This window comes from Enhygromyxa salina, from assembly GCF_000737335.2.
Taxonomy (GTDB): Bacteria; Myxococcota_A; Polyangia; order Nannocystales; family Nannocystaceae; genus Plesiocystis; species Plesiocystis salina_C.
In genome coordinates this window covers 1-25,866 of record NZ_JMCC02000050.1, presented here as the reverse complement: position 1 = coordinate 25,866, position 25,866 = coordinate 1, and the positions used below count along the sequence as shown (strand labels likewise).

18 protein-coding genes are annotated in these 25,866 nt (G+C 67.4%); 12 read left to right on the top strand and 6 right to left on the bottom strand.

Annotated features, from left to right (window positions below):
- The first annotated feature begins 2 nt into the window (after positions 1-2).
- From DB30_RS19990 to DB30_RS19975, 4 genes are read left to right on the top strand one after another with little or no spacing between them, the layout of a single operon-like run.
- The gene (locus DB30_RS19990) at positions 3-671 is read left to right on the top strand and encodes a hypothetical protein (protein ID WP_052551359.1); all 669 of its coding nucleotides are present in this window, start codon (positions 3-5) and stop codon (positions 669-671) included.
- Positions 672-689: 18 nt separating this feature from the next.
- The gene (locus tag DB30_RS19985; protein ID WP_052551356.1) at positions 690-1,928 is read left to right on the top strand and encodes a Mur ligase family protein; all 1,239 of its coding nucleotides are present in this window, start codon (positions 690-692) and stop codon (positions 1,926-1,928) included.
- Positions 1,915-2,631 (top strand): DUF2461 domain-containing protein, encoded by a 717-nt coding sequence (locus DB30_RS19980; RefSeq protein WP_052551354.1) that lies wholly within the window; start codon positions 1,915-1,917, stop codon positions 2,629-2,631. Before DB30_RS19985 ends, DB30_RS19980 begins: the two co-directional genes overlap by 14 nt.
- A 36-nt stretch (positions 2,632-2,667) precedes the next feature.
- Positions 2,668-4,137, top strand: coding sequence for an SGNH/GDSL hydrolase family protein (locus tag DB30_RS19975; protein WP_052551352.1), 1,470 nt, complete (start codon positions 2,668-2,670; stop codon positions 4,135-4,137).
- Between the two features lie 111 nt (positions 4,138-4,248).
- Here DB30_RS19975 and DB30_RS19970 read toward each other — a convergent pair whose 3' ends face one another.
- The 3 genes from DB30_RS19970 to DB30_RS19960 all read right to left on the bottom strand — a co-directional run bounded on the left by DB30_RS19970 (position 4,249) and on the right by DB30_RS19960 (position 9,901).
- Positions 4,249-8,076: a S8/S53 family peptidase gene (locus DB30_RS19970; RefSeq protein ID WP_052551350.1), complete on the bottom strand. Its 3,828-nt coding sequence runs from the start codon at positions 8,074-8,076 to the stop codon at positions 4,249-4,251.
- A complete protein-coding gene (locus DB30_RS19965) occupies positions 8,069-8,395 on the bottom strand; it encodes a hypothetical protein (RefSeq protein WP_052551347.1) in 327 nt (108 codons plus the stop codon). The genes DB30_RS19970 and DB30_RS19965 overlap by 8 nt, the downstream gene beginning before the upstream one ends.
- Positions 8,396-8,524: 129 nt before the next feature.
- A complete protein-coding gene (locus DB30_RS19960) occupies positions 8,525-9,901 on the bottom strand; it encodes an RCC1 domain-containing protein (protein WP_052551346.1) in 1,377 nt (458 codons plus the stop codon).
- Positions 9,902-10,108: 207 nt separating this feature from the next.
- Between DB30_RS19960 and DB30_RS19955 the strand changes: the two genes are divergently transcribed.
- Together DB30_RS19955 and DB30_RS19950 are read left to right on the top strand one after the other, a co-directional pair.
- Entirely contained in the window at positions 10,109-11,695 is a 1,587-nt protein-coding gene (locus tag DB30_RS19955) for a TIGR02996 domain-containing protein (RefSeq protein ID WP_052551344.1), read from the top strand.
- A gap of 78 nt (positions 11,696-11,773) precedes the next feature.
- A complete protein-coding gene (locus DB30_RS19950; RefSeq protein WP_052551342.1) occupies positions 11,774-13,501 on the top strand; it encodes an Ig-like domain-containing protein in 1,728 nt (575 codons plus the stop codon).
- 116 nt (positions 13,502-13,617) lie between these two features.
- Here the strand turns inward: DB30_RS19950 and DB30_RS19945 are convergent, their stop codons facing one another.
- Positions 13,618-15,639 carry an NHL repeat-containing protein gene (locus DB30_RS19945; RefSeq protein WP_146659744.1) on the bottom strand — a complete coding sequence of 674 codons (2,022 nt, stop codon included), beginning with the start codon at positions 15,637-15,639 and terminating at the stop codon, positions 13,618-13,620.
- A 444-nt stretch (positions 15,640-16,083) separates the two neighbouring features.
- Between DB30_RS19945 and DB30_RS19940 the strand changes: the two genes are divergently transcribed.
- The 5 genes from DB30_RS19940 to DB30_RS19920 all read left to right on the top strand — a co-directional run bounded on the left by DB30_RS19940 (position 16,084) and on the right by DB30_RS19920 (position 23,159).
- Positions 16,084-17,787 carry a DUF1592 domain-containing protein gene (locus DB30_RS19940; protein WP_052551420.1) on the top strand — a complete coding sequence of 568 codons (1,704 nt, stop codon included), beginning with the start codon at positions 16,084-16,086 and terminating at the stop codon, positions 17,785-17,787.
- Positions 17,784-19,148: a DUF1552 domain-containing protein gene (locus DB30_RS19935; RefSeq protein WP_052551337.1), complete on the top strand. Its 1,365-nt coding sequence runs from the start codon at positions 17,784-17,786 to the stop codon at positions 19,146-19,148. The genes DB30_RS19940 and DB30_RS19935 overlap by 4 nt, the downstream gene beginning before the upstream one ends.
- A gap of 106 nt (positions 19,149-19,254) precedes the next feature.
- Positions 19,255-20,616 (top strand): porin, encoded by a 1,362-nt coding sequence (locus DB30_RS19930; protein ID WP_052551335.1) that lies wholly within the window; start codon positions 19,255-19,257, stop codon positions 20,614-20,616.
- A gap of 44 nt (positions 20,617-20,660) precedes the next feature.
- Positions 20,661-22,238 carry a dTMP kinase gene (locus DB30_RS19925; RefSeq protein ID WP_052551332.1) on the top strand — a complete coding sequence of 526 codons (1,578 nt, stop codon included), beginning with the start codon at positions 20,661-20,663 and terminating at the stop codon, positions 22,236-22,238.
- A gap of 69 nt (positions 22,239-22,307) precedes the next feature.
- Positions 22,308-23,159, top strand: coding sequence for a TapB family protein (locus DB30_RS19920; protein ID WP_052551330.1), 852 nt, complete (start codon positions 22,308-22,310; stop codon positions 23,157-23,159).
- 66 nt (positions 23,160-23,225) lie between these two features.
- Here the strand turns inward: DB30_RS19920 and DB30_RS19915 are convergent, their stop codons facing one another.
- Both DB30_RS19915 and DB30_RS19910 read right to left on the bottom strand, forming a co-directional pair.
- The gene (locus tag DB30_RS19915; protein ID WP_165703850.1) at positions 23,226-23,927 is read right to left on the bottom strand and encodes a hypothetical protein; all 702 of its coding nucleotides are present in this window, start codon (positions 23,925-23,927) and stop codon (positions 23,226-23,228) included.
- Between the two features lie 8 nt (positions 23,928-23,935).
- Complete coding sequence (locus tag DB30_RS19910) at positions 23,936-25,234, bottom strand: CotH kinase family protein (protein WP_052551325.1); 1,299 nt, start codon at positions 25,232-25,234, stop codon at positions 23,936-23,938.
- A gap of 307 nt (positions 25,235-25,541) precedes the next feature.
- Between DB30_RS19910 and DB30_RS19905 the strand changes: the two genes are divergently transcribed.
- The coding region (locus DB30_RS19905) for a hypothetical protein (protein WP_146659736.1) at positions 25,542-25,866 on the top strand (325 nt) is incomplete at its 3' end.

Here is a 25,866-nt window from a genome sequence, read left to right as displayed (position 1 = left end):
CCATGCACGTCGACCGCTCCCGATTTTTGTTCCTGACCGCGTCACTCGCCGCGGCCGCCTGCAATCAAGCGCACTCCGCCAACCCCAACGTCGGCAGCGGGGCGAAGGCAGCCCGCGGCGCGAAAGATCCCAAGGCGCCCGCCGACCCAGCCCAGGCGCACCTGAGCTCCCAGACCGGTCAGCCAACCGGCGGTCCTTCGGTGTGGCTGGAGATCGAGCCGGGCACCGAAGACAAGCCCAGGCCAAGCGCCGACCCAGACTGCAACAACAGCGCGGGCCAACCCAAGTCCTGCTCGTTGAAGGCGCCCGGCAGCCACTGCGAGAGCTTTGACTCCACCCAGGCCCTGTGCCGAAAATTCCCGGAGTTCATGCAGCCGCGCGCGGCCGAGGCCGCCGTCGACTGCATGCTCGCGGCCAGCGGCACCCAGGCGATCTGCGACTGGCAGATCTGGCAGCAGTGCACCGGCGCCGGGCTCCAGGCCACCTGCGTGGACCCCCGCACGCGGCCGAATTGTGAGTCGATGAGCTCGTTTTGTGGCGGCAGCCTGGACGTGTTCACGTGTCAGCAGGCGCTGTCGGCGGTCCGGCCCCACAACGTCGAGCGGGTTGCGAGCTGCATTCAGGAATTCTGCGAGGTCTCGTTTTGCGTCTCGGATCTGTGGAACTTCTAGCCCCGTGCTAGGCAACTCGTGAACGTCTACCCGCCGCCGCCGCCATGGGCCAGCGAGATCACCTCGGTCGGCGTAACGGGGACCAACGGCAAGACCTCGACCACGCGCTTCGTCTGCGCGGGTCTGGCCGCTGACGTCGATGATCCGATCGCCCACGTCACCACCGTGAGCTCGGGGTTTGGCGACGAGCATGGTTCACCGCCGGCCGACCACGATGCGTTCTTGCAGCTGATGCGGCGCCTGTACGATCGCGGGGGGCGGCGCGCGGCGATCGAGGCCACGTCCGCCAGCTTGGGCCTTGGCTTCGCCCGCGCCTGGCCGTTTCGCGTGGGGGTGTTCACCAACCTGGGTCACGATCACCAGCGGACCCACGGCTCGTTCGAGCACTACCTGGCCTCGAAGGCCCAGCTGTTCGTCGCCCTGCCGCCGGGTGGCGTGGCGGTGCTCAACGCTGCCGATCCACACACCTCGCTGATCGCCGAGGTGCTCCCGGCGGGTGTCCGCGCCCTGTACTTCGCCGGGCCAGAGGCGGTCGAGCTCGCGGTGCCGATCCACCTGCGGATCCTGAGCGCGACCCCAACATGGAGCGGCCTTCAACTCGAGCTGGCGGCCGCCCCCGAGCTTGGCCCGATCCCGCGCACCCTGAAGTTGCGCGCGCTCCCCCGCTTTCAAGCCCCCAACGCCGCCGCCGCCTTGCTCGCCTGCCTCGCGCTGGGCATCAACGGCCACGCGGCCGCGCTTGCGATCGCCAACGCCACCCCGCCACCGGGTCGCTTCGAGCTGATCCAGCCCCCAAGCCCACACGCCAGTGCCCCGCGGGTGATCATTGACTATGCCCACACCCCCGAGGCGCTCACGGCCGCGCTCCACAGCGCGCGCGCCCTGTGCTCGGGACGCATCATCCTCGTGATCGGATCGGGCGGCGACACCGATCCAGCCAAGCGCCCCCCGCTTGGCGCCGCCGCGCGCGTCGCCGACCACGTGTGGCTGACGAATGACAACCCGCGCCACGAAGACCCCGCTCAGATCGTAGAAGGTCTGCGCCAGGGGCTGGGCGGCGCCCGTCACGAGGTCGAGCTCGACCGCCGCCAAGCGATCGCCAGCGCGATCCACTCTGGCGCGTGCGAGGATTTGGTCCTGATCGCAGGCAAGGGTCACGAGCGCCACCAAGAGATCGCCGGCCAGCAGCTCCCCTGCAGCGACCACGAGCTCGCCCTCGCCGCCCTCGCCCCAGGACCTCCCCATGGCCACAGCTAAAAAATCCGCACAACCGCAGAAGTTCTCGGGGTTCACGCCCGACCTCGTGCAGTTCCTTGGCGACCTCTCGATCGACAACAACCGCGAGTGGTTCCAGGCCAACAAGCAGCGCTACGAGCAGCAGGTCCGCGAGCCAGCGCTCGCCTTCATCCGCGCGGTCGAGCCCAAGCTCCGCAAGCTCTCCAAGCACTTCGTCGCCAGCGACAAGAAGGTCGGCGGCTCGCTGATGCGCATTCATCGCGACGTGCGCTTCTCGGCGGACAAGACCCCGTACAAGACCAACCTCGGGATCCAGTTTCGCCACGAGGTCGGCAAAGACGTCCACGCGCCGGGGTTTTACGTGCACGTGGACACCGAGGGGGTGTTCTTGGCCGCGGGCACCTGGCATCCCGACTCGGAGTCGCTCGGGTTGATCCGCCAGCGCATCGCCGCGCAGGGCCCCGCCTGGAAGCGAGCCCGGGACAACCCCAAGTTCGTCGCCCACTGGGAGCTGGGCGGCGAGAGCCTGACCCGACCGCCGCGCGGTTTCGCCAAAGACCACCCGCTGATCGACGACCTGCGCCGCAAAGACCACATCGCGGTGTGCAAGCTGAGCCTCGATCAGATCCTGGGTCCGAAAGCGGTCGACTTGGTCGTCGCGCGCTTCGCTCTCACCCAGCCCTACGTCTCGTTCTTGTGCAAGGCGATCGACGTCCCGTTTTGAGTTGTCCCGATCGCCGCGGCGAGAGTACGGTCAGGCGTGGCCCCGCTGACCCTCGTTGCGCTTGGAGACAGCCTGACCCAAGGGTTCTTGCACGGGGCGATGCAGCGGCCGAACTGGTCGTTCCCCGCGATCTTGGCCCGCGGCCTCGGGCTCGAGGTCCCAACGCAGCACCGGGTCCCGGAGTTTCTGGGGGCCGGTCACCCGCTCAACCTCGAGGATCTCTTGCGGCACCTGCAGCGCGAGATCGGGGACACCGTCGAGACTCGTGAATTGCTGCTGCGGCTGCCCAAGCTGGTGCCCGCGTACGTCGACGAGATCGAAGATTTTTACGAGCGCGGACCCGGTTCGAAGCCCAGCGGATCCGACACGTACTTTCACAACCTCGGCGCGTGGGGGTTTCGGGTCGGCGACGCGCTGCGGCTCACGTCCCGCGCGTGTGCAGCCTTCGTCAGGCAGGAAGAGGGCCTGATCCACGACGACCTGCTCGCGCTCCCGTGCGCGCCGATGTACCGCTCGGCCCAGCAGGTGCTCAACCCAGCCGGCCTGCCCGCGCGCGCCAACGCGACGATCCTCGACAACCTGCGGGCGCTCGCGGCCGAAGAGCCGATCGATCTGCTCACGCTGTGGCTTGGCGCCAACGACTGCCTAGCGACCGTGCTCGAGATGAAGGTCGCGGACATGCCCAGCAGCTTTCGCGGCACGGATCAGACCGCGCGCCGCGAGTTCAACCTGACCTCGGCGGCCCAGTTTCATAGCGACTATGCCCAGCTCGTCGACGAGGTCGCGCAGATCCTTTCAAGCAATCCCGGGCGCGGCCAAGTCTATGTTGGGACCGTCCCCCACGTGACGATCCTGCCCCTGACCAATGGGCTGGGTACCCAGCGGGGCAAGTATTACGACCACTATGGGCGGTTCTTTCGCAATGAAGGGAATCGCTCGGGGGCGTTCGCGCAGCTGCTCACCCGCGATCAGGTCATCCACATTGACGAGCGGATCGACGCATTCAATGGCTCGATCCGCTCGCTGGCCACCGCGCAGGGCTGGACGGTCGTCGACATCGCGCAGACCTTCGACGAGCTCGCGGTCAAGCGCAACGACTACCACGACGACCCCGGCAAGCCGCTGCGCGACTACCTGGGCAAGCGTGGATTTTGTGTGCACCCGCTGCTGGAGCTCGAGCGGCCGCCTTCGATCCTGCCCTACACGGTGGAGAAGCAGCCCGATGGCGCGCGGCGCAAGAGCGGTGGGCTCGTTGGCCTGGATCACGCGCACCCGAGCACCCTGGGCTACGGGCTCATGGCCGAGCGCTTCTTGCAGGAGATTCAGGCTAGTAACCCCGACCACGCGTCGCTGCAGGCCGCGTGTATCGACTGGGCCGACGTGCTGCGTCACGACACGCTCGAGCAAGATCCGCCGGCGCTGTGGGCCGACTTGATGACCCACGCGGATCGCTACGCGTGGCTGTGGGAAGGGCTGAGCGCCGCGATCGCGCGGCACGTCGGCTGAGCACCAACACACATCCAGGTGCCCTTCGTGACGCCGCCTGCGGCCTGCGGGCCTAGCCTCGGTGGGGTCGGCCGGGCGCGAGCCGTCGCGCTCAGCCGCAGGCGAGCGTCGTCACCACTGCCAGGTGGCGCCGTCGAGATCCTTGACGGTCTGCACACAGACCGCGCAAAATTCCGAGGTGTGATGGACGGAGCTGCGCGTGTGGTACATGACACATGGCGGGTTGGGCCCGCGGCTCGGGTCGACAATGGCCGTCGGCACCTTGACGTGGGTGCTTCCGTCGCCGGGGATCTGGTAGTCCGAGGCCGCGACCGCGTTGGCGACGTCCTGGCTGTTGAACGCACAGTGATGCCCCTGGCCGCCGTGAGCGTTTTCGTAGTGGTGCGCGTGGGTGTCGGGCACCATCCCGAGGGCGTGGCCGATCTCATGCATGAAGAGCACGAGGATCGAGTCATTGGCCTCGGGCGTGCCGTTGGGCCCGGCGTGGTACTTGTTGGTGATGAACACGTTGTTGCTGCCCTCGTCCCGGCTGCCGCCAAGCTGTTGAACGACGCGCACCTCGACGTAGACGTTCTTGCCCGTGCGGATGTCGCCAACGGTGGTTGCGTCGGTCACCGTCACGCGAACCTGGGTTGGGCTGACCCAGGTCGTAACGTAGGTCGAGGGATCAATCACCTCGCTGTCATCCGCATCACCGACGCGGATGCGATCGACCACGTGATCCACGATCGACGGGAACAGCCGCCTGCTCTCCACATCGCGGATCTCGATCGTGCAATTCCAGCTGGCTAGATCACTGGCGATCGCGGTCACGTGGGAGTACTTGGTCAACGTGGCGCCGAAGTAGCTGTGCTCCGCCTCGTTCTTCGCCTCCCAGTCGGGGTCCTTCCACTCGCAGCTGTGGAACTCTTTGGCGTCCTCGACGTGGCCACACTGGTTGAGGAGCAGCAGGCGCAGGTGCTTGGGGGCGTGGACCAGCGGCTGCCCCAGGTCGACGACCTGCTGCCAGTTCCGGTTCTTGATCTTGCCTTTGGTGACGTAAGAGAGCGGCTCCTCGCCAATCTGGATCGGCGGCTCGGCCTCGATGAGGTCGACGTCCATCGCTGCGTAGGTGGCCTTCAGCTTGTCCTTGATCGCCTCATAGGTGCGCTTGCCCTCCGCGTTCATGTAGTAGAAGTAGTAGTAGATTCGACGCGCTTCATCGATCGTGAGGTCGACGGGCGGCGGGGCCGACCTTGGGTCCGTGCCGTCGGCGACCACGGCGTTGTCGTAGGCCGCGAAGTAGGCGCGCAGCGGGTTGATGACGCCCTTGGCGAGACACTCGCTCTCGAACCCGCGCGTGTAGTCCGAGGTGTCGATGAGCAGGCGCTTGAGATGGTTGGCCTCGAGGGTGCTGCGGATCAGCTTGGCCTTGGCGGCCACATTGGCGACGATCGGCAGCCCGAACGAGACCCCCGCGTCGGACGCGACCCCCGAGCCGTCCTCGGCGCCCTCGATCTCGGCGAGCGCCCGCTCGAGGCTCTTGGTCTTGACGTCAGCGTCAAACCAGTAGCCGATCGTGTTTTGACGGATCAGGTGCGGGGCAGCCTTGACGGCGCCCCATGAGGCGACATCCCAGGCACCGGTGATCGCGTCCTCGGGGGGCGTGAGGGTCCCGATGCTCTTCCCGAGCTTGATGAAGCTCTTGAGCCAGCCAATCACCTGATCGCGGCCCGCCGCCAGGCCCCCCGCCGGCCATGGCCAGCTCTCGAGTAAGGTCTTGCTGTCGATATAGAGCTGGCGCTCGACGTATTTCGGGTTTGGGCGGGCCTGCTTCATCAAGAGCAGCTCCTGGTACTGCTGCTGCTCCTTGAGGCTGAGGTCGTCCTTCCGGCTCTCGAGATTCGTGAACAGGAAGCGCTTGGTGAAGGGGAGCTCGCCCGAGACCGTCGGAGGCTCGCCGTTGAGGGCGTCCCGCTTGGTCCCGAGCGCGAGCAGGGTGTCGCGCCGGACGCCCTCGATCGCGGGCAGCCGGAAGGCCTCGATGAGGGCCTGCGGCGTGTAGAGGGTCATGTCGTCGGAGTAGACCATGACGTCGATGCCCGGGCCGTAGCCGCGCGAGTCGTGGTGTTTGGGACCGGTGTTGTGACCGCCGACCAACAGCGTGTTGGTGAACACCCGCGGCAAGCCCTCGATGCCGCAGTCGCCTTTGAAGGCCTTGCGAACCGCTTCATTCCCGCCCAGTTCGCCGTAATGAAAGGGGAAGCAGGCGGAGGTGTTGCCGCCGGTGGCGAGAAAGAGTGTATTCGGGTAGGCGGTGAGCGCCTGCTCTGCCTCGTCGGTATTGTAGTGCATCACCTTGCTACAATTGACGATTGCTGCGCCCCGGGAGCCGGCCCACTCGAAGGCGGTCTTGGTCAGCGCGGCGTTCATGTCGCCCATGGTCTGGCCCCTTTGAACCATGACGTCGATGAGCTCGATCCGCGTCGAGCCCCACGCAGCCTGGGCCGCGACGTTGGTGCCGTGCTTGGATGGCGAGGCGTCGAGGATGGGCCCAAAGGTGTCGTAGGCGGCGGTCGGCCGATCCTCTGTGTCGTCGGTCGAGAAGAAGTGCCCGTCGACGACGCGCGGCTGAAGGTAGTTTGCCCCCGCCGAGTCGTCGAAGATGCCGGTGTCGCAGACCCCGACCCTGACCGTGTCCGCGGTCGCGCCCGACTTGGCGTAGATGAGCTCGAAGTCCGCGTCTGCGGCCTTGAAGTCATCGGCGTTCTTGTTGGCCAGGACGCCGTAGGATCCCCGACCCACGTCCGGTTCATTGATCTTGATGGTGAGGCGCGCGGTGCAGATCACGTTGTCGCTGCCGTCGACGAGGCGCGCTTCGAGCTGCTCGTCGCCGTTGCCCCACTCGAGCCCCACGACGGTCATCTTTTCGACGGCGAGGAAGGGGGGCGCGGCCTGGCCGTCCCAGGCTCCGTCGGCGCAGGGGAGCAGCAGGGGATCGCCCGAGCACAGCTCGTGAAGGGGATCTTCGATGCCATCGACGCCCTTGGCGAGCCGCACACGGCTGAGGTAGAGGTAATCGGTGTCGATCACCGAGCGGGTCGCGGGCCGGGTCTTGGCCTCGGCCCCGGGATAGACGAGGTGCACGTTGAAACCGGCGCCAAGCTGCTGACTGCAGCGCACTTCGACCCCGCAGCGCTCGCCCTGCGCGAGCTCGATGTCGGTCACCACGCTCTGGTCTGCGCTGCGAACGAAGGTCAGCACGGGCAGCTCGGGCAGCACGTCGACGTGGGCGTCGACCTGGCCCCCGATCTTGGTGTGCCGCGCAGCGATGTTGTCACGTGGGGGCGTGTCGAGGGTGAGCTGGAGATCCAGCGCGCCGACGGACTGACCGCGGGCGTAGAGCGAGAGCCCGTGGGTGAGCTCCGCGTTGGTGATCACGGCCGATCGTGCGTGGTCGAGCACGAAGGGGGTGTTGAAGTCCGCGTCCCTGAACAACTCGAGGTGGGCGTCGGTGGTCGAGAGGGTGCCGCCCAAGCCGAATCCGACGCCCGGATCCGTCTGCGCGATCGACAGCGTGACCTGCACGGCGCCGGCCCCCACCCACGACTTGGCCACGTCCAATTCGATCTTCGGGGTGACGGTGTTCGTCTTGGGTGCTGGTTGGAAGCGGTGGGTCTTCTTGCCACTATCGGCGCCAAGATTCAGCGTGACCGGGGCAAGAGGTTCCCACAGCTGCGGATGCGGGTGGGTGAGCGTGAGCGTGTAGGTGCCCGGGGCGCGGTTGTTGTAGCGAACGCTGCCGCCCGATATGTCGTCGCCGCCTCCTGGACCCGGGGTCGGGCCCGTGAGGGTGGTCCTGAAGCCCTCCGGGGACCCCCCGTGGCGCGGCCGAAGCAGCACCTGGATGTCCCACTTGGCGTTTGGACAGGGCTCGGTGGTGCCGCGGATTCTACCCATTCGCCTGGCCCTTTGGTTCGAACAGGTCCTCACGCAGCACGTCGACTTTGGCGAAGCCGGCGATCTGTGGATCCTCGAGCAGCTCGCGCAGCTCCTCGCGTCCCTCGAGCAGGTGGAAGTCGGGGCCCTCGACTCGCGCCCAGTCGATCAAGGCCTCGACGTCCTGTTCCTCGTCGATCCCCCACGCCAACGCGTTTCGCACGACCCGGCTCACGAGTTGGCGCATCGGCGCCTCGTCCAGTGTGGCGTCGGCCGCGAGCAGGCGTGCGACCTGTTGGGCCTCGAAGCGCTGTTGGGCCGCGTCCGCGAACGCCTGCATTTGGGAGGCTCGGATGTGTAGCATGACGATGGCACCCGGGAGCGGGCTGCATAACATGGTTCTGCACGACGGGGGACCCGAGTCAAACGCGCCGCGGAGCTTCGATAGACGACGCTCCACCGCGCGAGCTCAGAGCCCGATCACGGGCACCGGCGTCAAGCGATCGATCAACGTGCCATCGCCGAGCCCTCCGGCTCCGTTGCTCCCCCAGCACATGATGGCGCCAGACTCGAGCCGCGCACAAGCATGGAAGTCGCCGTGCGAGATCTCGACCGCGTCGGTGATGTCCACGACCGCGACCGGCGTGTGCCGGTCGATCGTGGTGCCATCACCGACCGCGCCGGAGTCGTTGCCCCCCCAGCAAGCGACGGTGCCTGGTTCGCGTCGTGCACAGGTGCTCCAGCCGTTGCCCAACCCGAGCTCGACGGCGTCGGCGAGGCCCACGACCGCGACCGGCGTGTGTCGATCGATCGTGGTGCCGTCTCCGATCTCTCCATTCGTGTTCCGACCCCAGCACACGACCGCGCCGCTCATGCGTCGCGCGCAGGTGTGTCGGAAGCCCGCCGCGATCTCGACCGCGTCGGTGAGATCCAAGACCGCGACCGGAACCAGGCTGTCGTCCGTGGTCCCGTCGCCGAGCGCTCCGTTTTGGTTTCCCCCCCAGCACTCGACGGAGCCATCCGGGTGCAGGGCGCAGGTGTGACGCCAGCCCGCGCTGACCGCGATGGCGTCGGTGAGGCCCACGGCCGCGATCGGCACGAGGCTGTCGGTCATGGTGCCGTCGCCGAGCTGTCCGCGGGCGTTGGAGCCCCAACAGACCACGGTGCCGCCAGCCCGCAGCGCGCAGTTGTGCTGCACGCCAGTGGCGAGGGCGACGGCGTCGACGAGACCCGATACGCCGACCGGCGTCTCACTGTGCGTCGTGGTCCCGTCGCCGAGCTGGCCGTGGTCGTTCCTCCCCCAGCAGACCACCGCGCCGCTCATGCGCCGCGCGCAGCTGGTAAACCAACCGGAGCCGTCCGCGATCTCGACCGCGTCGCTCAGGTCGAGGACGGTCACCGGGGTGAGCTGATTGGTCGTGGTGCCGTCGCCGAGCTGGCCATATTCATTGAAGCCCCAGCAGGCGACCGCGCCGGTTCCACGAAGCGCGCACGAATAGCCGGTGCCGGTCGCTAGGCCGACGATGCCCCCGTCTCCGTCGCCATCGCCGTCGCCATCTCCATCCCCGTCGCCGTCGCCGTCGCCGTCGCCATCTCCGTCCCCGTCGCCGGGATCCCCGTCGCCGTCGCCGGGATCACCATCACCATCACCATCACCATCACCATCACCATCACCATCACCATCACCATCACCGTCGCCGGTCTCGGTCGAGGTCCCGGTCTCATCTGCGGCGCTGTCCCCTTCCGGTTCCGAGCCACACGCCGCGAGCGCGAAGGTCAGTAGAGGGATCAGCAGCAGGCTGGAGGTTGCTGCCGGTGTCGGGTTCGCGAGGATCGAGGTAAACACGAAGCCGGACTATAGACGAAAAGCAGTCGACCTCGAGAACTCCCGGGCACCAACGAATCCAGTGACACCCCGGCGTCACGCTTTACGCCTGCTTTCCTCTGGTAGGCAACTGCAGCTGCTGCGCTGAGCTTCGCCGAAGATGTTCGGGTCGCGCCTCGCAGATGCGCCCGGGTCAATGCTCTATCGTTGCAGTAGTTCTTGGCGTGCATGGGACGCCGCAACCAATCACCAGCGCTCGACACCGCGCAAGCGCTCGAGCGTGTCGGCGCCGATCTTCGTGGCCGCCACCCCGAGCGAGCGTTGGCGTGCCTGTTGAGCGTCTGGGCCGAGCATCGGGCCCCCGAGATCGCATCCCTGATCGAGGCGCTCTCGGCCCAGCTCAGCGGCGCTTACCCGGCGCTCCCGACCGGCAGCCGGCGCGACTTCGATGAAGCCTGGACGACCCGACTGCGCGCGGGTGATCTGGCGGAGCGCGGCCTGTTGCTCGAGCGCGTGCTCGAAGGCGCCGGCCCCGAGGTGTGCCCGCGCCTGCAGCAGCTCGCCGCGCTCCCACCCGATCCACGGATCGCCAGCGCGATCCTGCGTGGGGTGCTGCACTGGACCGCGAGCCCGCGCAGCAAGACCTGGACGGCGATGCACCGCGTGCTCCGAGCCCACGCCGATCCGCGCTCCCTCCCCGCGCTCGAGCACGACAGGGGACCACGTGATCTGTACCCCCCATACGGCTTCAGCCGCCGGACCGGCGGCACCCGACGCACGATCACCACGATCCAACGGGCGATCGCCAAGCGGGCGATCGCCCTGTCCCCGGAGCAGGCCGCCACCGTTGCCGCGCTAGCGAAGGTGATCAGCGAAGGCGTCGCGGACCAGGGCGTCACGCTGCTCGCCAATGTCTACGCCAACCCAGCCGATCTCGACCAACGCCGAATCTACGCTGACTGGCTGGAGCAGCGCGGTGATCCACGCGGCGAGTTCATCAACCTGCAGCTGCTCGCCGCCGAACACAGCAGCCCGGCGATCCACAGGCGGATCGCCAAGCTGCGCTCGGCTCACCAGACCGCGTGGCTTGGCCGGATCGCCAGCGCGTTCGTCTCGCGGAGCGTTCGCTTCGCCAACGGCTTCCCCGTCCACGGGGTGCTGCGTCGCAGGCTCCGCAACCCCGGCGTGTACATCGACGCGCCCGAGTGGGCGACCTTCCAGAGCTTGGTCGCGGCGCCGGCCGTGATCTTGCGTTCGTCGACCATGCGCTCGCTGACGGAGATCCATGACGAGGAACGCAACGCCGCGTCACTGCGACAGGCGGAGCCACCGATCCCCGGCGTGCGTCGCTTGGTCGTGACCGACTCGGATCGCTGGGCCGCACGTCGCCGTCTGTCCATTCAGCGGTTCGACCGCCACGGCAACCCGATCAACTCCGACGTCCAGGGCCTACCTGATCTCCGCGAAGTAGCGATGAACCGCGTTGGCTCCGAGCCCCACTCCGGTGGCGGCTTCGAGTCGTGGGCGCGGCGGCTTGCGAGCCCGCTGCTGCAAGATCTCGAGCAGCTCGAGTTGGTGCTCCCCGAGGACACCCAAGGCCCGCTGCAGGTCGCAGGCTGGCTCGCAATGCTGCGAGCCTCTCGCTGCCGCAGCATCTCGCGCTTGCGTCTGCGCCGCGGCGATCTAATCGTGGACATCGAAGCGGAGCACGGGGACTGGTCGCGCGTCCACGCGCATGGGCGTGGCCACACCCGTGAGCTGATCGCCCACGAGCTCACCGGGCTCGACAACTGTGAGCTACTCATCGACGAATAGACGCCACATGCACAAGTCGCCCACGAGCTCACCTGCAGTTTTTCTGCAACGCCCGCTCGCGCGGGCCGATAGCCAGGCGTGCACCCCTCACGCCCGCCCCACTCGCTCGCCCTGACCTGCGCCCTCGTCTGCCTCGTGGTCACCACCAGCTGCCTCGCCGCGCCGCCGCAGGTCGACCTCGACGGTCCGCGGGTCGTCGACAGCTCGCTCGCGGGGCCGCGCAGCATCGAGCTCTCGGTGCTGCCCACCCTCAGCGTGACCTTCAGCGAGCCGATCGACCCGGCGACCGTGCACGCGGGCAGCGTCGTGCTCGCCGCTTGGGACATCCTCGACGCACCCTGCAGCCTCACCCCGATCTGCGACGAAGGCAGCTGCGAGCGCGGTCGCTGCCAAGCGCAGTCGCTGTCGTCGGGCGATCGCAGCGCGCTCGAGCGCGGCGAGCTCGACCCTGGCCAGGCCCACGTCGTCACCCTCGAGCATGAGCTCCACGACGACGACACCCGCCTGCTGCTGCGTCCGCGCCGGCCGCTAGATGCCCACCGTCGCTACACCCTGCTGATCGGCCCGGCCGTGCGCGACCGCGGGGGCGCGCCGCTCGTCGATGACTACGAGCGCGCCGTCGTGTGGCAGCGGGACCTCGTCACCGCCGGGCCGGGCAGCGCAGGCCCCGAGCCACAGCTGGTCGCCCCCGCCGCGGGCAGCCTCGACGTTGCGACCAACCTCGCCCACGTTCAGACCAAGCTGTGGCCGCCGGTCCCGCTGCCGCAGCCAGACGCGCGCTTGGAGCTCGAGGCCGCAGACGGCAACGCCAGCATCGCGCTCGTGGACCCAAGCGCGTGTCCAGGCTGGGCCCCCGGCACCTGCCTGCGCTGGCGCCCGGCCCAATTGTTGGCGCCCCATACTCGCTACCGGCCCGCAGGCGGCTCGCTCGTCGATCGCCTGGGTCGCCCTGCCCTGCTCCCGGCAGCCTCGCGCGAGACCTGGTTTGGATCCGGCGCCGGCCCCGACGACACGCCGCCCGAGGCCGAGCCGATCGCCCACCTCAGCGGACCTTGCCTGGCGGTCTGGATCGACGCAGGTGAGCCCGTCGAGGCGATCCTCAGCGTCGACGAGCAGCAGCGCCGCGCCACGATCCCAGCCAGTGGCTACATCGGACTCGAGCTCGACGCCGCGGTGCTCCCCGCGGATCTGATCGCCTGGTCACTCGAGCTGCGCGACCTCGCCGACAACACCAGCCAACACCACGGCCAGCTGGTCGCCGGGCCTGGATTTGACCCTTCCGTGCCGCGAGTCCGCATCACCGAAGTGCTCGCCAACCCCAGCGGCCCCGAACCCCACGCGGAATTCGTCGAGCTCCTCGCGGGCCCCGATGGCGCCGATCTGAGCGGCCTGTACCTCGCCGACGTGTCCCCTGCCCAGCTGCAACAAGCGTGGCTCGCGGGCGAGGATCTCCCAGGAGACCCGTTGCCCAGCGTCGCGCTGGGCCCCTCCGAGCTCGCGATCGTGGTCGCGTCTGGCTGGACCGCCGACGACGCTGTCGACCCCGCGCCCCCGCCAAGCACCAAGGTGCTCGTCGTCGACGCCAGCATCGGCGCGTCCGGGCTCAAGAACGTGGGTGAGCCCGTGACCCTGTGGACAACCACCGCGCACGGGCCCACGCCGATCTCGACCTACGCCAACTGGATCGACACCGGGGCCAGCGCCCACAATGGGCGCAGCGTCATCGCGGGCGCCGACGCTTGCGACCTGCCCGATCGCTGGCGGTCTCACCCGCAGGGCCGCTCGACGCCGGGCCAGCTGCCCTGAACGGCTCGGCCGCGGTCGTGCTGCGCCATGACTCGATGACTCGATGACTCGCGCTCGACAACGCTCGGGTTCGAGCTGACGAAGTAGCGCCCCCTCGCGGGGGCTCGACAACCAGCTCAGGGCATCAGCTTGACGATGAAGCCGTCGTCCAGCCCAGCGTTTTGGACCATGCCCGAGACCCCAAAGTCGACGTAGCTCGCAAACGATCGCCCAGCCATGACGACATAGCCCGTGCTCGTCACCGAGATGTCCAAGCCGATGTCGGTGCCGATCCCGCCAAATCGATTGTTGGCCATCAGGTCGCCGCCAGACGTCAGCTTGGCGAAGAACACGTCGGGGTTCATGCTCGCCGCCGTCAACATCGCGCCACCAAAGCTGGCCGAGCCATACAGCGCCCCGCCAAGGTAGATGTTGCCGGCCGCGTCGAGGGTGAGGGTCAGCCAGGTGTTGATCGCGTAGGTGACCGCGAACTGGTCCTCTGCGTCGCCAAATCGCTTGCTCCACACGTGGTCGCCGCTCGAGTCGAGGGTCACCAAGAAGATGTCGCGCAGCCCGGCGCTGACGAGGTCCGATCCGCCGAAGCTCACGGTCTCGGACATCGACCCGGTCATCACGATGTCACCGGTCTGATCGCGAACCTTCACGTCGTGGACCTCGTCGTCACCGGACCCGCCGAAGCGCTTGCTCCACTGCACCGCGCCGAGCGGACTGAGCTTGGCAAGATAGATGTCACGCTCACCGGCGCTGTCCATGCCGCCACCGAGCGGGATCGAGTCCTGGAAGCGACCGGCGATCACTACATTGTTGTTGGCGTCGGCGTCGATCCCAAACCCATAGTCATCACCGGGCCCGCCGATCTGGCGCGAGAACACGTGCGCGCCGTTATCCCCGTCGAGCTTGACCACAAACGCGTCGCGCATGCCCGCGCTCTCGAACATCCCGCTGCCGTAGTCGACCTGGCCCGTGAAGGTGCCAGTCAGCAGCACGTTGCCCTGGCTGTCAACGGCGACTCGCTCCGCGCGATCGGGGTCGAGATCGCCATAGCTGTTGCTCCAGATGTGGTTGCCGTCGCTGTCGAGCTTGGCGATCACGACGTCCGCGGCGCCCTTGCCCGTGAGCTCGCCGCCGCCAAAGTCGAGGTGACCATAGATCCGCGCCACAACAATCAGGTTGTCGTCCGCGTCAACGATGATCTTTGCCGGATACTGGTTGCTGCTATCACCGTAGCGCTTGCTCCACTGCGGGTTGCCGTAGAGATCGAACTTTGCCAGCACCAGATCGGCCTTTTCGCCGGTCGCCACCAGCGGCTGACCACCAAAGCTGACCGCGCCTTCGAAGTCGCCCAGCGCATAGACATTGCCAAGCGAGTCGACCGCCGCGCTGGACAGGCTCTGCGACAACGGGTTGCCAAAGCTGCGACTCCACAGCTCGGTGCACGCGGGCATCTGCCCGTCGCAGTCCTCGTCAACGGTCTCGGTGAAGCAGTCCTCGCCCTGCGGGGTGACCTCGCCCTCGCACGGCCCCCAGGCCTCGCCACTGTTGGCGCAAGTCCGCACCCCGCCCACGCAGATGCCCACGTTCAGGGTCGCTGGCGTGCCGCTGTAGCAGTCCTCGGTGCTGCCGGGATCGCACAGGCCCACGGGGCCCTCGGTCGGATCCTCGCTCCCGGTGTCCGCGGCGCCGGGCGGCAACAACCCCGAGATCCAATCGCGCAGGCAGTCCATCTCGCCCTCGTCGAGCGGTGTGCCGTTGACCGGCATCCGAGATCCGCAGCTTGGCGCGTCGTCGACCTTGATATAGAGCAGGCTGTCCTCTGGCGAGGCAGGGTTCGCGAGCAGGCCCGAACAGTTCGTGCCCGGGACCCCCGAGACGCGCGACTCGACCCCCGGAGACGTCAGATCCAAGCTCGCCGCCGTCGACTCGCCGTTGCTGTGGCAGATCGAGCCGCCGCAGCGGTCGATGAACAGCTGCGGCGTATCGCAGGCGAGCGACCCGTCCGAGCCCGCCTCGCCCACCGAGCCGTCCGAGCCGTCCATGCCCGCGTCCCCATCATCGGCGCTACCGCATCCAATGAGCCCGAAGGCCCCCGCCAAGAAGGACAGCCCAAGGCTGACTGATCGAACTCGAAGGTCGTGCATGATCATGGCCATTTCCGGGCGGGACCATGACACGGAAGTTACGAAGCGCGTCCGCACAATTTGACGTTGGGGCCCAGCGGCTTCGCGGAGTGTGGCCAAACCCAGCTTCACCGCCGCGCCGCCGCGACTCACCCGCGTCACTGTATTTCCAGCCCAGAGCGCGGCGCGGCAGGCGACGCATTCGCGTCATGATCACGAGATTGACTGAGGCCACTCCAGACTCATGAGCACATTGTCGCCATTATCGACAGGTCCACTCGCAACAGTGACGGCAACTCCTTCGTTCGTTCGCGCCGCGCTTGCCAGGGCTGACACCCCCGCGTACGGTGCCTAGAGATGCGATCGGCGTCGGTGATCCTCACCGGCTTTGGCACCACATGGGTCAGATTCGCGAATGCGCATATAGTGCGTGCTGACAATGGTCGAAACAAGGTGAGCGTGAACATGCGTGAATTACTACCAGCCTTGATTGGGCTTCTGGCTGTCGCCGCCACCTCGAGCCTGGCGGGCTGCCAGGGCAACCCAAGCGGCCAAGACGCCGACTCCGCGGGCGACGACGAGGGCCTGCCGGGATGCGAAGCGATTGAGCCGGGCCCGTCCCCGATCCGGCGCCTGACCCGGGTCGAGTACAACAACACGATCTACCAGCTATTGGGCGACAGCAGCCAGCCCGCCAACGCGTTTCCGCCCGACGAGGTCGCCGGCAGCTTCGACAACCAGGCGGCCGCGCTGGTCGTCAGCCCGCTGCTCGCCGAGAACTATGAGAGCGCGGCCGAGCAGCTCGCGATTACCCACGCACCAGGGCTCATGGATCAGCTCCCGGCCTGTGCCGGCGGCGCCCCGGATCCGGCGAGCTGCAGCGCCGATGCGGAGGCCTTCATTCGTAGCTTTGGCAAGCGCGCCTATCGACGGCCGCTGACCGAAGACGAGGTCAGCGCCCACATTGACCTGTTCATCACGGGGACCGGGCTGGGTGAGAGCTCCTATGATCCCGCGGTCGGGGTCGAGACGGTCATGCAGGCGATGTTGCAGTCGCCGCATTTCCTCTATCGCGTGGAATTTGGCGCGCAAGACGTCGCTCCCAGCGGCGAGGACATCGTCCCCCTGACCTCCTACGAGCTGGCCTCGCGGCTGTCATACCTGCTGTGGAACACCATGCCCGACGCGGCGCTGTTCGAAGCGGCGGATGCGGACGAGCTGCAGACCAAGGCGCAGATCGAGGCCCAAGCCCGGCGCATGATGGACACTCCGCGCGCACGCGAAGCGGTCAAGAACTTTCACCGGCAGTGGCTCGGACTGGGTCGGATCGAGACGCATATCGCCGCCAACGGCAAGAGCCCGGAGATCTACCCCGACTACGGGCCCTACTTGCTCTCGTTGTGGCGGCGCGAGACCGAGGCGTTCATCGACGACGCGGTGTTCGAGCAAGACGCCAACGTCGAGGTGCTGTTTACCGCCAACTACACCATGATGAACAAGCAGCTGGCGTTCTTTTATGGGGTCACAGGTCCAACCACCGACGAATTCGAGCGGGTCGAGCTCGACCCCAGCAAGTACGCCGGGTTCTTGACCCACGCCGGGCTGCTCGCGCTCTACGCCATGCCGGATCGCTCGTCCCCGATTCATCGGGGCAAGTTCGTGCGCGAGGTCCTGCTGTGTCAGTCCCCGCCCCCGCCGCCCGACGTGATCCCCAAGCCCCCTTCGGTCGACGACACCCAGACCACCCGCGATCAATTCATCGAGCACGCCGAGAATCCGCTGTGCGCTGGCTGCCACCGCCTCATGGATCCGCTTGGGTTCGGGTTTGAGCACTTTGACGGGATCGGTCGCTACCGCGAGACCGAGTGGGGCCTGGCGATCGACGCCAGCGGCGAGCTGCTCGAGACCGACAATGACGGCCCCTACAACGGCGTCGTCGAGCTCGCCAACAAGCTCGCCACGAGTGAGCAGGTCAAGAGCTGCGTCGCCAGCCAGTGGTTCCAGTTCGGCTACGGCCGGGCCCCGACCAGCGAGGATGCCTGCTCGATGCAAGAGATCGAGGCCGACTTCGCGGACTCAGACTACGACATCAAGGAACTGGTCATTGCACTGACCCTGACCGACGCATTCCGCTATCGCCACGTGAACGCGGCGCAGGAGGCCCCATGAGCAACCGCAAGAACCATCGCTTGAGTCGTCGCACCGTGCTGCGTGGCTTGGGTGGGGCGACGATCGCCCTGCCGCTGCTCGACGCCATGCGCAGCGACACCGCCTACGCCGGCGCCGACAGCCCCAAGCGCCTGATCATCATGTACACGCCCAACGGCACGGTGCCCGTGAACTTCTGGCCGGCCGGAAGCGGGCCCGACTTCGAGCTCTCGCCGATCCTCACCCCGCTCGCCGCCCACAAGCAGGACCTGCTCGTCATTGGGGGCCTCGACATGTTGTCGTCGCTCAAGGGTCCCGGCGACGCCCACCAAAAGGGCACGGGCGGCTGTCTCACGGGCACCCCCTTGCTCGAGGGCAACTTCGCGGGCGACGGCGGCCAGTCTGCCGGTTGGGCCGGCGGCATCTCGCTGGATCAGGCGGTCGCCAACCACCTCGGCAAGGACACGCCCTTCGCCTCGCTCGAGCTCGGGGTCGCCGTCCAAGATCCCGCCAACGTCGGCGCGCGGATCTCCTACCGTGGCGCAGGCCAGCCCCTGCCCCCCGAGAACAGCCCCTACGCCGCGTACCAGCGCTTGTTCGGCGACTCGATCGCCGACCCGCTGGCGGTCGAGCGTCGCGCCGCCCGACGCCGCGCGGTGCTGGACGCGGTCAATGATGAGCACCGCGCCCTGCGAAGCCGACTTGGAGGCGAAGACCGCGAGAAGCTGGAGAACCACCTGAGCGCCGTCGAAGAGATCCGCAACCGCCTCGACGAGAGCGTGATCACCTTTGGGGGTGAGTGTCAACCGCTCGACCAGGGCGAGCTCTTGGATCCCAACGTGGTCGCGAACATGCCGTTCATGGGCAAGCTGCAGATCGATCTCATGGCCATGGCCATGGCCTGTGACATCACCCGGGTCGGCACGATCATGTGGACGCGGTCGGTCGCGAACCACGTGTTCTCGTTCGTCGATCCCAAGATCACCGAGGGCCACCACTCGATCGCGCACAAGGGTGACGAAGACGCGCCCAAGATCGCGCAGAACACCGCGATCAACGCCTGGTATGCAGAACAGCTGGCCTATCTGATCACCAAGCTCAAGGCGATCCCCGAGGGCGACGGTACGGTGTTCGACAATACCGTGATCTTATGGACCAACGAGCAGGCCAAGGGCAACAACCATAGTCGCTTCGACATGCCCTACGTGCTGGCCGGCAGCGCAGGCGGCTACTTCAAGACGGGTCGCTACCTCACCCGTCCAGACATGCCGCAGGTCCCCCACAACAAGCTCTTGGTCTCGCTGCTGCAGGCCATGGGCGTAGAGACGGACAGCTTTGGAGACCCGGAGTTCGACACCGGCCCACTGTCCGGGCTCACTTGATGGTCAACACGCGGTGTTCGCGATGATCGCGGGCACCCCCGAACTTGGGTACGCTTGATGTTCTCGACGCGTCGCGGCTGTGCGGCCGCGCGCCTCTGATCTTGCCATGGGCCACCTCTGCCTCATCCTTGGAATCGCGCTCTCATTCGCCCCGCCTTCGTCTGCGCCCAGCGAGACCGTGCAGGTCGCACCGCCGCCGCCGCCAACGGGCCAGCTCGCGCAGCCGTCCGTGCCAGCCACGCCGGGCCCCGTCATTGAACCGGGCCCCGTCGCCACACCCGAGGCCAACCCGCCCGGCGATCCGGCTGCCGAGCCAGATGCCGCGCCCAATACCAAGCCAGAAGCCGCGCCAGAAGCCGAGCCAGAAGCCGCGCCAAAAGCCGAGCCAGGCAAGGGCGACGCCGGCGACGAGAAGCAGAGCGAGAAGCCCAAGAAGTACGAGCTCCAAGTCGGCGCGCGGGTGATCGCGGGCGGGCGGCTGCGATACATCGAGCCCAACCTCGACAGCGACGGCAATCGGATCGGCCAGCCCGAGCGCAAGGGATCGCTGCAGCTACGCCAGGCCCGGGTCAAGGTCAAGATCCAGTACCTCGACGTGCTGTCGGTCAAGGTCAGCCTCGAGTTCGCCGACTTGCTCGACTCGCCAAAAGCCGGCGACGTGCTGCGCGACGCGTGGGGCAACGTCAAGCTCCACCCCGCCTTCCAGATCAAGGTTGGCCACTTCAAGCGGCCCTACTCGCGGCTCGAGCTGCGCGGGGTCTCGTCGGTCCCGGTGATCGGCCGCGGGCTCTACAACAACGTCGCGGTTGAAGATCTGTCGTGGGGCGACCGCGCGGTGGGGGTTGCGCTGTGGGGCAAGATCAAGCCCGAGCGGCCGGGTCTGCACGCGTTCGGTTGGACGGTCAGCGCGTCCAACAACGCGGTCGCGGGCGCGCCCAACGGGGTCGATGCCCACGCCCGGCTGACCTACGATCCAACGGCGTGGCTGTCGATCGGGGCCGGCGGCGCGTTCAAGCACGTCCAGGACTCGCTGGCCAACGAGGCCGACTGTCTGGCGCAGTGGAAGCGCGATCCCAGCTGCCACCGCAACGTGTTTGGCGCGGACTTTGACGTGAGGTTCAAGGTCAAGGGCTTGTATGCGGCGGTGGAGGCCGACCTCGCCCAGGACTGGCTGTTCGCCGACACCTCGCCGTGGATGCTGGGCGCGGTGGCCTACGCGACCTACGACTTCGAGGTCGGGGACAAGACCCGGATTCAGCCGTTGGTGCTTGGCGAATTCGTTGACACCAACCTCTCGTTTAGCGAGAGCGAGGCGGTCCGCGCGGTCGCGGGCCTCAACGTGCTATGGACCAAGCGTTTGCGGGTGATGCCGCAGGTCCAGTACGTCGTGCCGCTGGCCCCGGTGACGGCCTTCAACCACTTCGTAGAGAGCTGGATCACCGGGCTCTGGGTGCAGGTACAGCTATGAACACATCCTCCAAGTCTCGCCCTTCCAGCTCCGGCCGTGGCCGCGTGATCGCGTTCGAGGGCGTTGACGGGGCCGGCAAGAGCACCGTGCTCGCGCTCGTCGCCGCCCACCTGCGCCAGTCCGGCGTGACCGTCAGCATGCCCCGGGTCGGCAAAGAGCACAGCTCCCGGCCGATCCGCGAGATCCGTCGGCTGACCCGCGACCGCAGCAACCTCGCGCTGCTGCCCCGCGCCGAGAGCCTGCTCTACGTCAGCCGCGAGGCCCAGGTGCTCGACGAGCACGTCCGGCCCGCGCTCGCCCGCGGTGAGACCGTGCTCCTCGATCGTTCGATGCTGACCTCGATCGTGATCGGCGCGTACGGCCGCGGGCTCGAGCTCGAGGCCTGCGAGACGATCGCCTCGCTCGCCTCGGCCGGGCTCGACGTCGACCTCACGCTGATCTTCGACGTCGACCCGCGAACCAGCCGGATCCGCAAGCGGCTCGAGAAGATCCGGAGCCAGCGATCGCGCGACGGCGGCCGCAAGGGGCTGTCTGGCTCCGGCTTCAAAGAGCGGATCCGGTCCGGCTACCTCGAGCTCGCCAAGCGCGATCGCCTGCCCGTGTTTCACACCGAGCGCAGCGGCCCGCACGAGGTCGCCGCGCGGGTGATCGCCATGCTCGAGCACGGCGCGTTCGAAGAGCCGGCCGAAGACGCGACCCCGTGGTTCATCACCGCGCCCGACGTGCCCTTCGAGGTCGCGGTCGCCTCGCTGCCGCCGCTGGTCCAGCTGTACTTCACGCGGCGCATGCCCATGGGTCGAGCGCTGCGTGCCGGCTTGCTCGAGCGCGAGCGCGAGCTCGCGATCTGGGCCGCGGACCTCGAAGATCCCTTGCTCGCGCCTGCGGCCGAGCTGGCCCCCGAGCTGGTCCTGGCCCGGCTTGGCGCGCTCGAGAGCAGCGTCGTCAGCAAGGACGCGCTGCGCCAACGACTGCTCGAGTCGCACCCTGTCGAGGTCGCGCGCAGCCTCGCACGGGTCGAGGGCGACGCCGCCGACCGCATGCGGATCCAGCTTGCAGAGGCCGCGCCCGGGGCCGTGGTCGAGAGCCTCATGGGCCGCGCCGACGCGTTCGCCACGAGCTTGCGCGACCGCCTGTGGAAGCACGCCGACGCCTACGAGCGCGCGCTGGGCTTGCAAGGGTGCGACGACGCCGACTCGTGGCGGCGCCGCGAGAAGCTGCTGCAAAAAGACCCCGCGCTGGTGATCTCGAATTTGCGCGGGTTGGCGAGCGAGCGGGTCGACCCGATCCTCACCCGGTTCGCCGAGCTCGCGCCCAAGCCGGTGCTGCAGGCGCTGCAGGGCCGCGGTGACGCGACCGCCCACGCCCTGCGTCGGCAGCTGCTCGACACCGGCCGCGAGGTCATCGACTCGCTGATCGGCCTCGACGATCCAAGCGCTTGGGCGCTGCGCGAGCAGATGCTCGATCGCTGGCCTTCAACGGTCGCGTGGAGCCTTGGCGGCCTCGCCGACCACGCCCAGACCCCCGCCATGCTCGAGCGATGCCGCGCCTGCGCGCCCACGGATCTGTTCGTCTCGCGTCGCCTGTATCAGGCAACCACTACCGATTCGTCCTCATCCAAATAGGTCATGTTCATGTTCACACGCACGATTTCATCACACCCAACAAGCTCTCATCGCACGTGGAGGCGGCTGTTGCTGCTCGCCCCGCTCGTGGCGCTCGCGTGCAATCAAGCGGCACCGCCGGGATCGTCGGGGGCTTCGGACCAAGGCGCCGACGACGGCGACGACGACGGCGAGTCCGGCAACACCTTGCCGGATCTCACGGATGACGCGGGCTCCGGTGGCGACGGCGACGGCGACCCCGGCAGCGACACCGCCGACACGTCGAGAAACACCGACACCGACGCGACCGACACTGGTGATCCCAACCTGGGCCCCTACGCGGACACCCTGTATCCGCTCGCCGACGGGGCCCACTGGACCTACCTGATCAAGAACCTCAACGGGCAGATCGTCGGCATGGACATCGTCGACACGACCGAGCTCGACTGGGATGGCGAGCAGGCCTGGATGCTCACCGACCAACCCAACGCCAAAGGCGAGTGGACCCAGAGCGTCCTCGTCCGCGACGGCTCCGTGTCCACGCGGGTCCACAAGAAGATCCTGACCGACGGCGGGATCGCGTCGATCGTCGACTACGATCCCGGCTTCGCCCGCGTCGACGACACCTGGGACACGCTGAACTTCTCCGAAGAGCTGCTCTACGAGCGGACCGAGACCGACGGCCAGGGCAATAACCCCAAGGTCGAAGCGCGCGGCCACATCTTCACGGTCCAGGCCGTGCACGAGATGGTCACCGTCCCGGCCGGGACCTTCGACTGCGTCAAGATCGAGCGGGTCCGCAGCGTCGGCACCAACGCCGGCGAGATCACGATCTCGTGGTACGCGTTCGGCGTGGGCAAGGTGCGCGAAGAGACCCCGGCGGAGTCCCGGGTCGAGGAGCTCGCCAAGGTCTCGCTGCCCGGCGGCGTCGACCTGCCCTGAGCGCCTGCCTGCCCTGCGCGCCTAACAGCGCCTAACAGCGCCTAACAGGGGGGGCCTTGGCCCCCCTCAGCCCTCCCAGCCGAAGGTGCCGCGCTCGGCTTGGGGCAGCTCCGCGAACCGAGCTTCGATGGTGTTGCGCGCCAGCCCACGGGGAGCCCGGTAGATGATCGCCAGGCTCCCCTTCTTGACCCGCTTCTCTTCGCCGACGACCGTGCACCCGAGCTCGCGCAGCGCAGCGCCGTAGGCGTCGGCTGCGGGCTGCAGCGTGTCTTTGTCGAGACCCTGCACGACCACACGCTCGACGGTGTTGCGCTCGAGCACGAAGATCAGCACCCACGACAGCGCCGCCGTGAGCACGGCGACGACGTACAGCTCGAGCCCGCACGACAGCCCGATCACCGTCACCAAGATCACGCGCCCGGTGTCCTTGGCCTCACCCACGTTGGTCCGAAACCGCATCAGCCCGCCGATCCCGAACACGACCAGGGCCATGCTTGGCTGGACCTTGACGATGATCGCAATGATCGCGCCGACCAGCGCATACATGATGAAGGTCTTGGGCTGCTCGATCTCCTCGATCGTGGTGGCCTTGGCCCGCGTCGTGGGGTGGTAGGCGAGCAGCGCGGCCAGGCTGATCGTGACCGCGAGGATCATCAGCATCGAGGTGATGAACCCGAGGTCGTAGAACGCGGCCCACCCCAGCCCCAAGTCCTGGGGGATCTGGTTGGCGAGGGGGACCTCAGAGAGCGAGTCGGGCGGGGCGCGCATCACCGGCATCAAGGATACACGCAGTAGCCATCGCCGTCGTCGATCCCCCCGTTTTGCCAGCAGACCAGCCACGCCTCGACGAACGCAAACCGAGTGTCGACGAACTCGTGCAGCTCCGCGACCTTGTTGAGGTACAGCTGGTCGGAGTAGGGCTTGTTCACGTCCTCGAACACGGCCTCTTGGATCTGTTCCGTCCAGGTATCGATGCGCTCGTGCATCTTGTCGGGGGCGTAGCCGTCGTGCAGGATCTCGTCGATGAGATCGATGTACAGCGCGAACCACATCGGATCCTCCAGCGCGATCGTGTAGCAAGGCCGGCCGTGCGAGGTCCACTTCTCCCACACGAAGGGGTCGGGGTTGGCGGGGTACTCGCCGTCTGGTGGATGCGAGAAGCGCTCGAAGGTGTTGTCCTTGTCCCACGGCAACAACATGAACTTGCCGCCGATCGGCTCATCGTAGAGGTAGAAGTTCAGCCCCCCGGCCCACATCCCGTCGGAGTCGGGGATCACGGCCTCGGCCGCGAACACCCGCAGGGCCTGCTCGATGTCGAGATAGGTGAACAGCTCCTCGGCGGTCGCCGCGTCGCGCATCGCGTTGAGCCGAATCGGGTTGCTGGAGTCCAAGTTGGTCTTGAGCGTCCAGTTGCCGCGCTTCCACAGATCGCCGGTGGGGTCCTCGAAATTGCGGTCGAGGAACGCCTCGTCGAGCTTCTCGAGGTTGGTGAAGATCCCGTAGTACTCGCCATTAATCACGAGCCGGGCATTGTTCGCGCACGGGGCCTTGATCCCGACGTCGCGCATCACCGCGTAGGCCAGCCGCTCACGCAACATGTGCCGGTTGAAGGTGGCGGCGTCGAACGCCAGGCGCTTGATGCCCAAAAAGTTGCCGTTCGGATCGTTGGTGTGAAACCCGATCTGAAACTGCATCTTGTCGTCGACATACCAGGCCGTTGGGTTGCCGCGCAGGCGGATCTCGGCGTCCTGGATCACGATGTCGCCGTACCTGAACTCTGCGAGCGGGTGGTAGGGCTTGGGGTTGACGCCCAGGTCCTCGTTCATCTGCCCGTCTAGCCACTCTTGTTTCAGCATCGACCAGACAATTGGGTGAATCGTCAGCTCGAAAGTGGGCAAAAGATCCTGGGCATAGATCGCGTGGCAGCCCTCGGGATCCTTCGGTATCTCGGGCTCTGGGGGCAGGTCTAGCGGCGGCGGCGGCGGTCCGTCCTCCCCGCCGCTCGTCGTCTCGGTCGACCCCATCGAGTCGGCGCCCGAGCTGTCCGTCGCAGCCGCTTCGGCCTCGGTGGTCACCGAGCTGACAGCTCGCCCGTCCCCGCACGCCAGCAGCAGCGCACAGAACGTCAGCGCACCTCGCTGGGCACGCTGAGCCGGTCCACGAAGGGGTTCGCAAGCGGGCGAGGAGCCCTCGCCCGAGCTGAAAACAATCCAACCTCTATGTGTGTGCATCTCAGGATGGTCCCAATGGTCATCTAGCAGGATTTTTCAGCGTGGCATGGCGCTCTGGCTGCGACGCCCAGCGGCGGCAACGCCTGCCCTCGCGCCCCTGCGGTGCATCGCGCTTGACGTGCGCGTTTTGCACGTGTCAGGGTGGGGCGTGATGTCGTTCGGAAGATTGCACGGTATTGGGGTCGGCTTGGCGGTCGTCGTGCTGCCGGCCTGCTCGAAGGATGACCCCATCCCGCCACTTGGGGGCGAGACCGGAAGTGTGGATGAGGAGCCGCTGCCGGGCGGCGATGACTGCGAGGCAAACTGGTACGCGGTCGACGGCGAGCCCGTCCCGAACCAGCAGCTTGGGCCTGAAGCGCTGAGCGGCTCGCTGGCCACACACCAGAGCCGTATCGAGTTCACCGCGCCTCCGCAGCGCCCGCGGACGTATGAACCTATCCCCGTGGATCCGGTATTTGCGGACATGAGCTTCGAGA

Excerpts from the sequence above, each read along its gene's own strand:
- DB30_RS19990 (WP_052551359.1), top strand. The coding sequence starts at position 3 with ATGCACGTCGACCGCTCCCGATTTTTGTTCCTGACCGCGTCACTCGCC.
- DB30_RS19980 (WP_052551354.1), top strand. The coding sequence starts at position 1,915 with ATGGCCACAGCTAAAAAATCCGCACAACCGCAGAAGTTCTCGGGGTTC.
- DB30_RS19970 (WP_052551350.1), bottom strand. The coding sequence starts at position 8,076 with ATGGGTAGAATCCGCGGCACCACCGAGCCCTGTCCAAACGCCAAGTGG.
- DB30_RS19965 (WP_052551347.1), bottom strand. The coding sequence starts at position 8,395 with ATGCAGGCGTTCGCGGACGCGGCCCAACAGCGCTTCGAGGCCCAACAG.
- DB30_RS19955 (WP_052551344.1), top strand. The coding sequence starts at position 10,109 with ATGGGACGCCGCAACCAATCACCAGCGCTCGACACCGCGCAAGCGCTC.
- DB30_RS19945 (WP_146659744.1), bottom strand. The coding sequence starts at position 15,639 with ATGCACGACCTTCGAGTTCGATCAGTCAGCCTTGGGCTGTCCTTCTTG.
- DB30_RS19940 (WP_052551420.1), top strand. The coding sequence starts at position 16,084 with ATGCGTGAATTACTACCAGCCTTGATTGGGCTTCTGGCTGTCGCCGCC.
- DB30_RS19935 (WP_052551337.1), top strand. The coding sequence starts at position 17,784 with ATGAGCAACCGCAAGAACCATCGCTTGAGTCGTCGCACCGTGCTGCGT.
- DB30_RS19930 (WP_052551335.1), top strand. The coding sequence starts at position 19,255 with ATGGGCCACCTCTGCCTCATCCTTGGAATCGCGCTCTCATTCGCCCCG.
- DB30_RS19915 (WP_165703850.1), bottom strand. The coding sequence starts at position 23,927 with ATGCGCGCCCCGCCCGACTCGCTCTCTGAGGTCCCCCTCGCCAACCAG.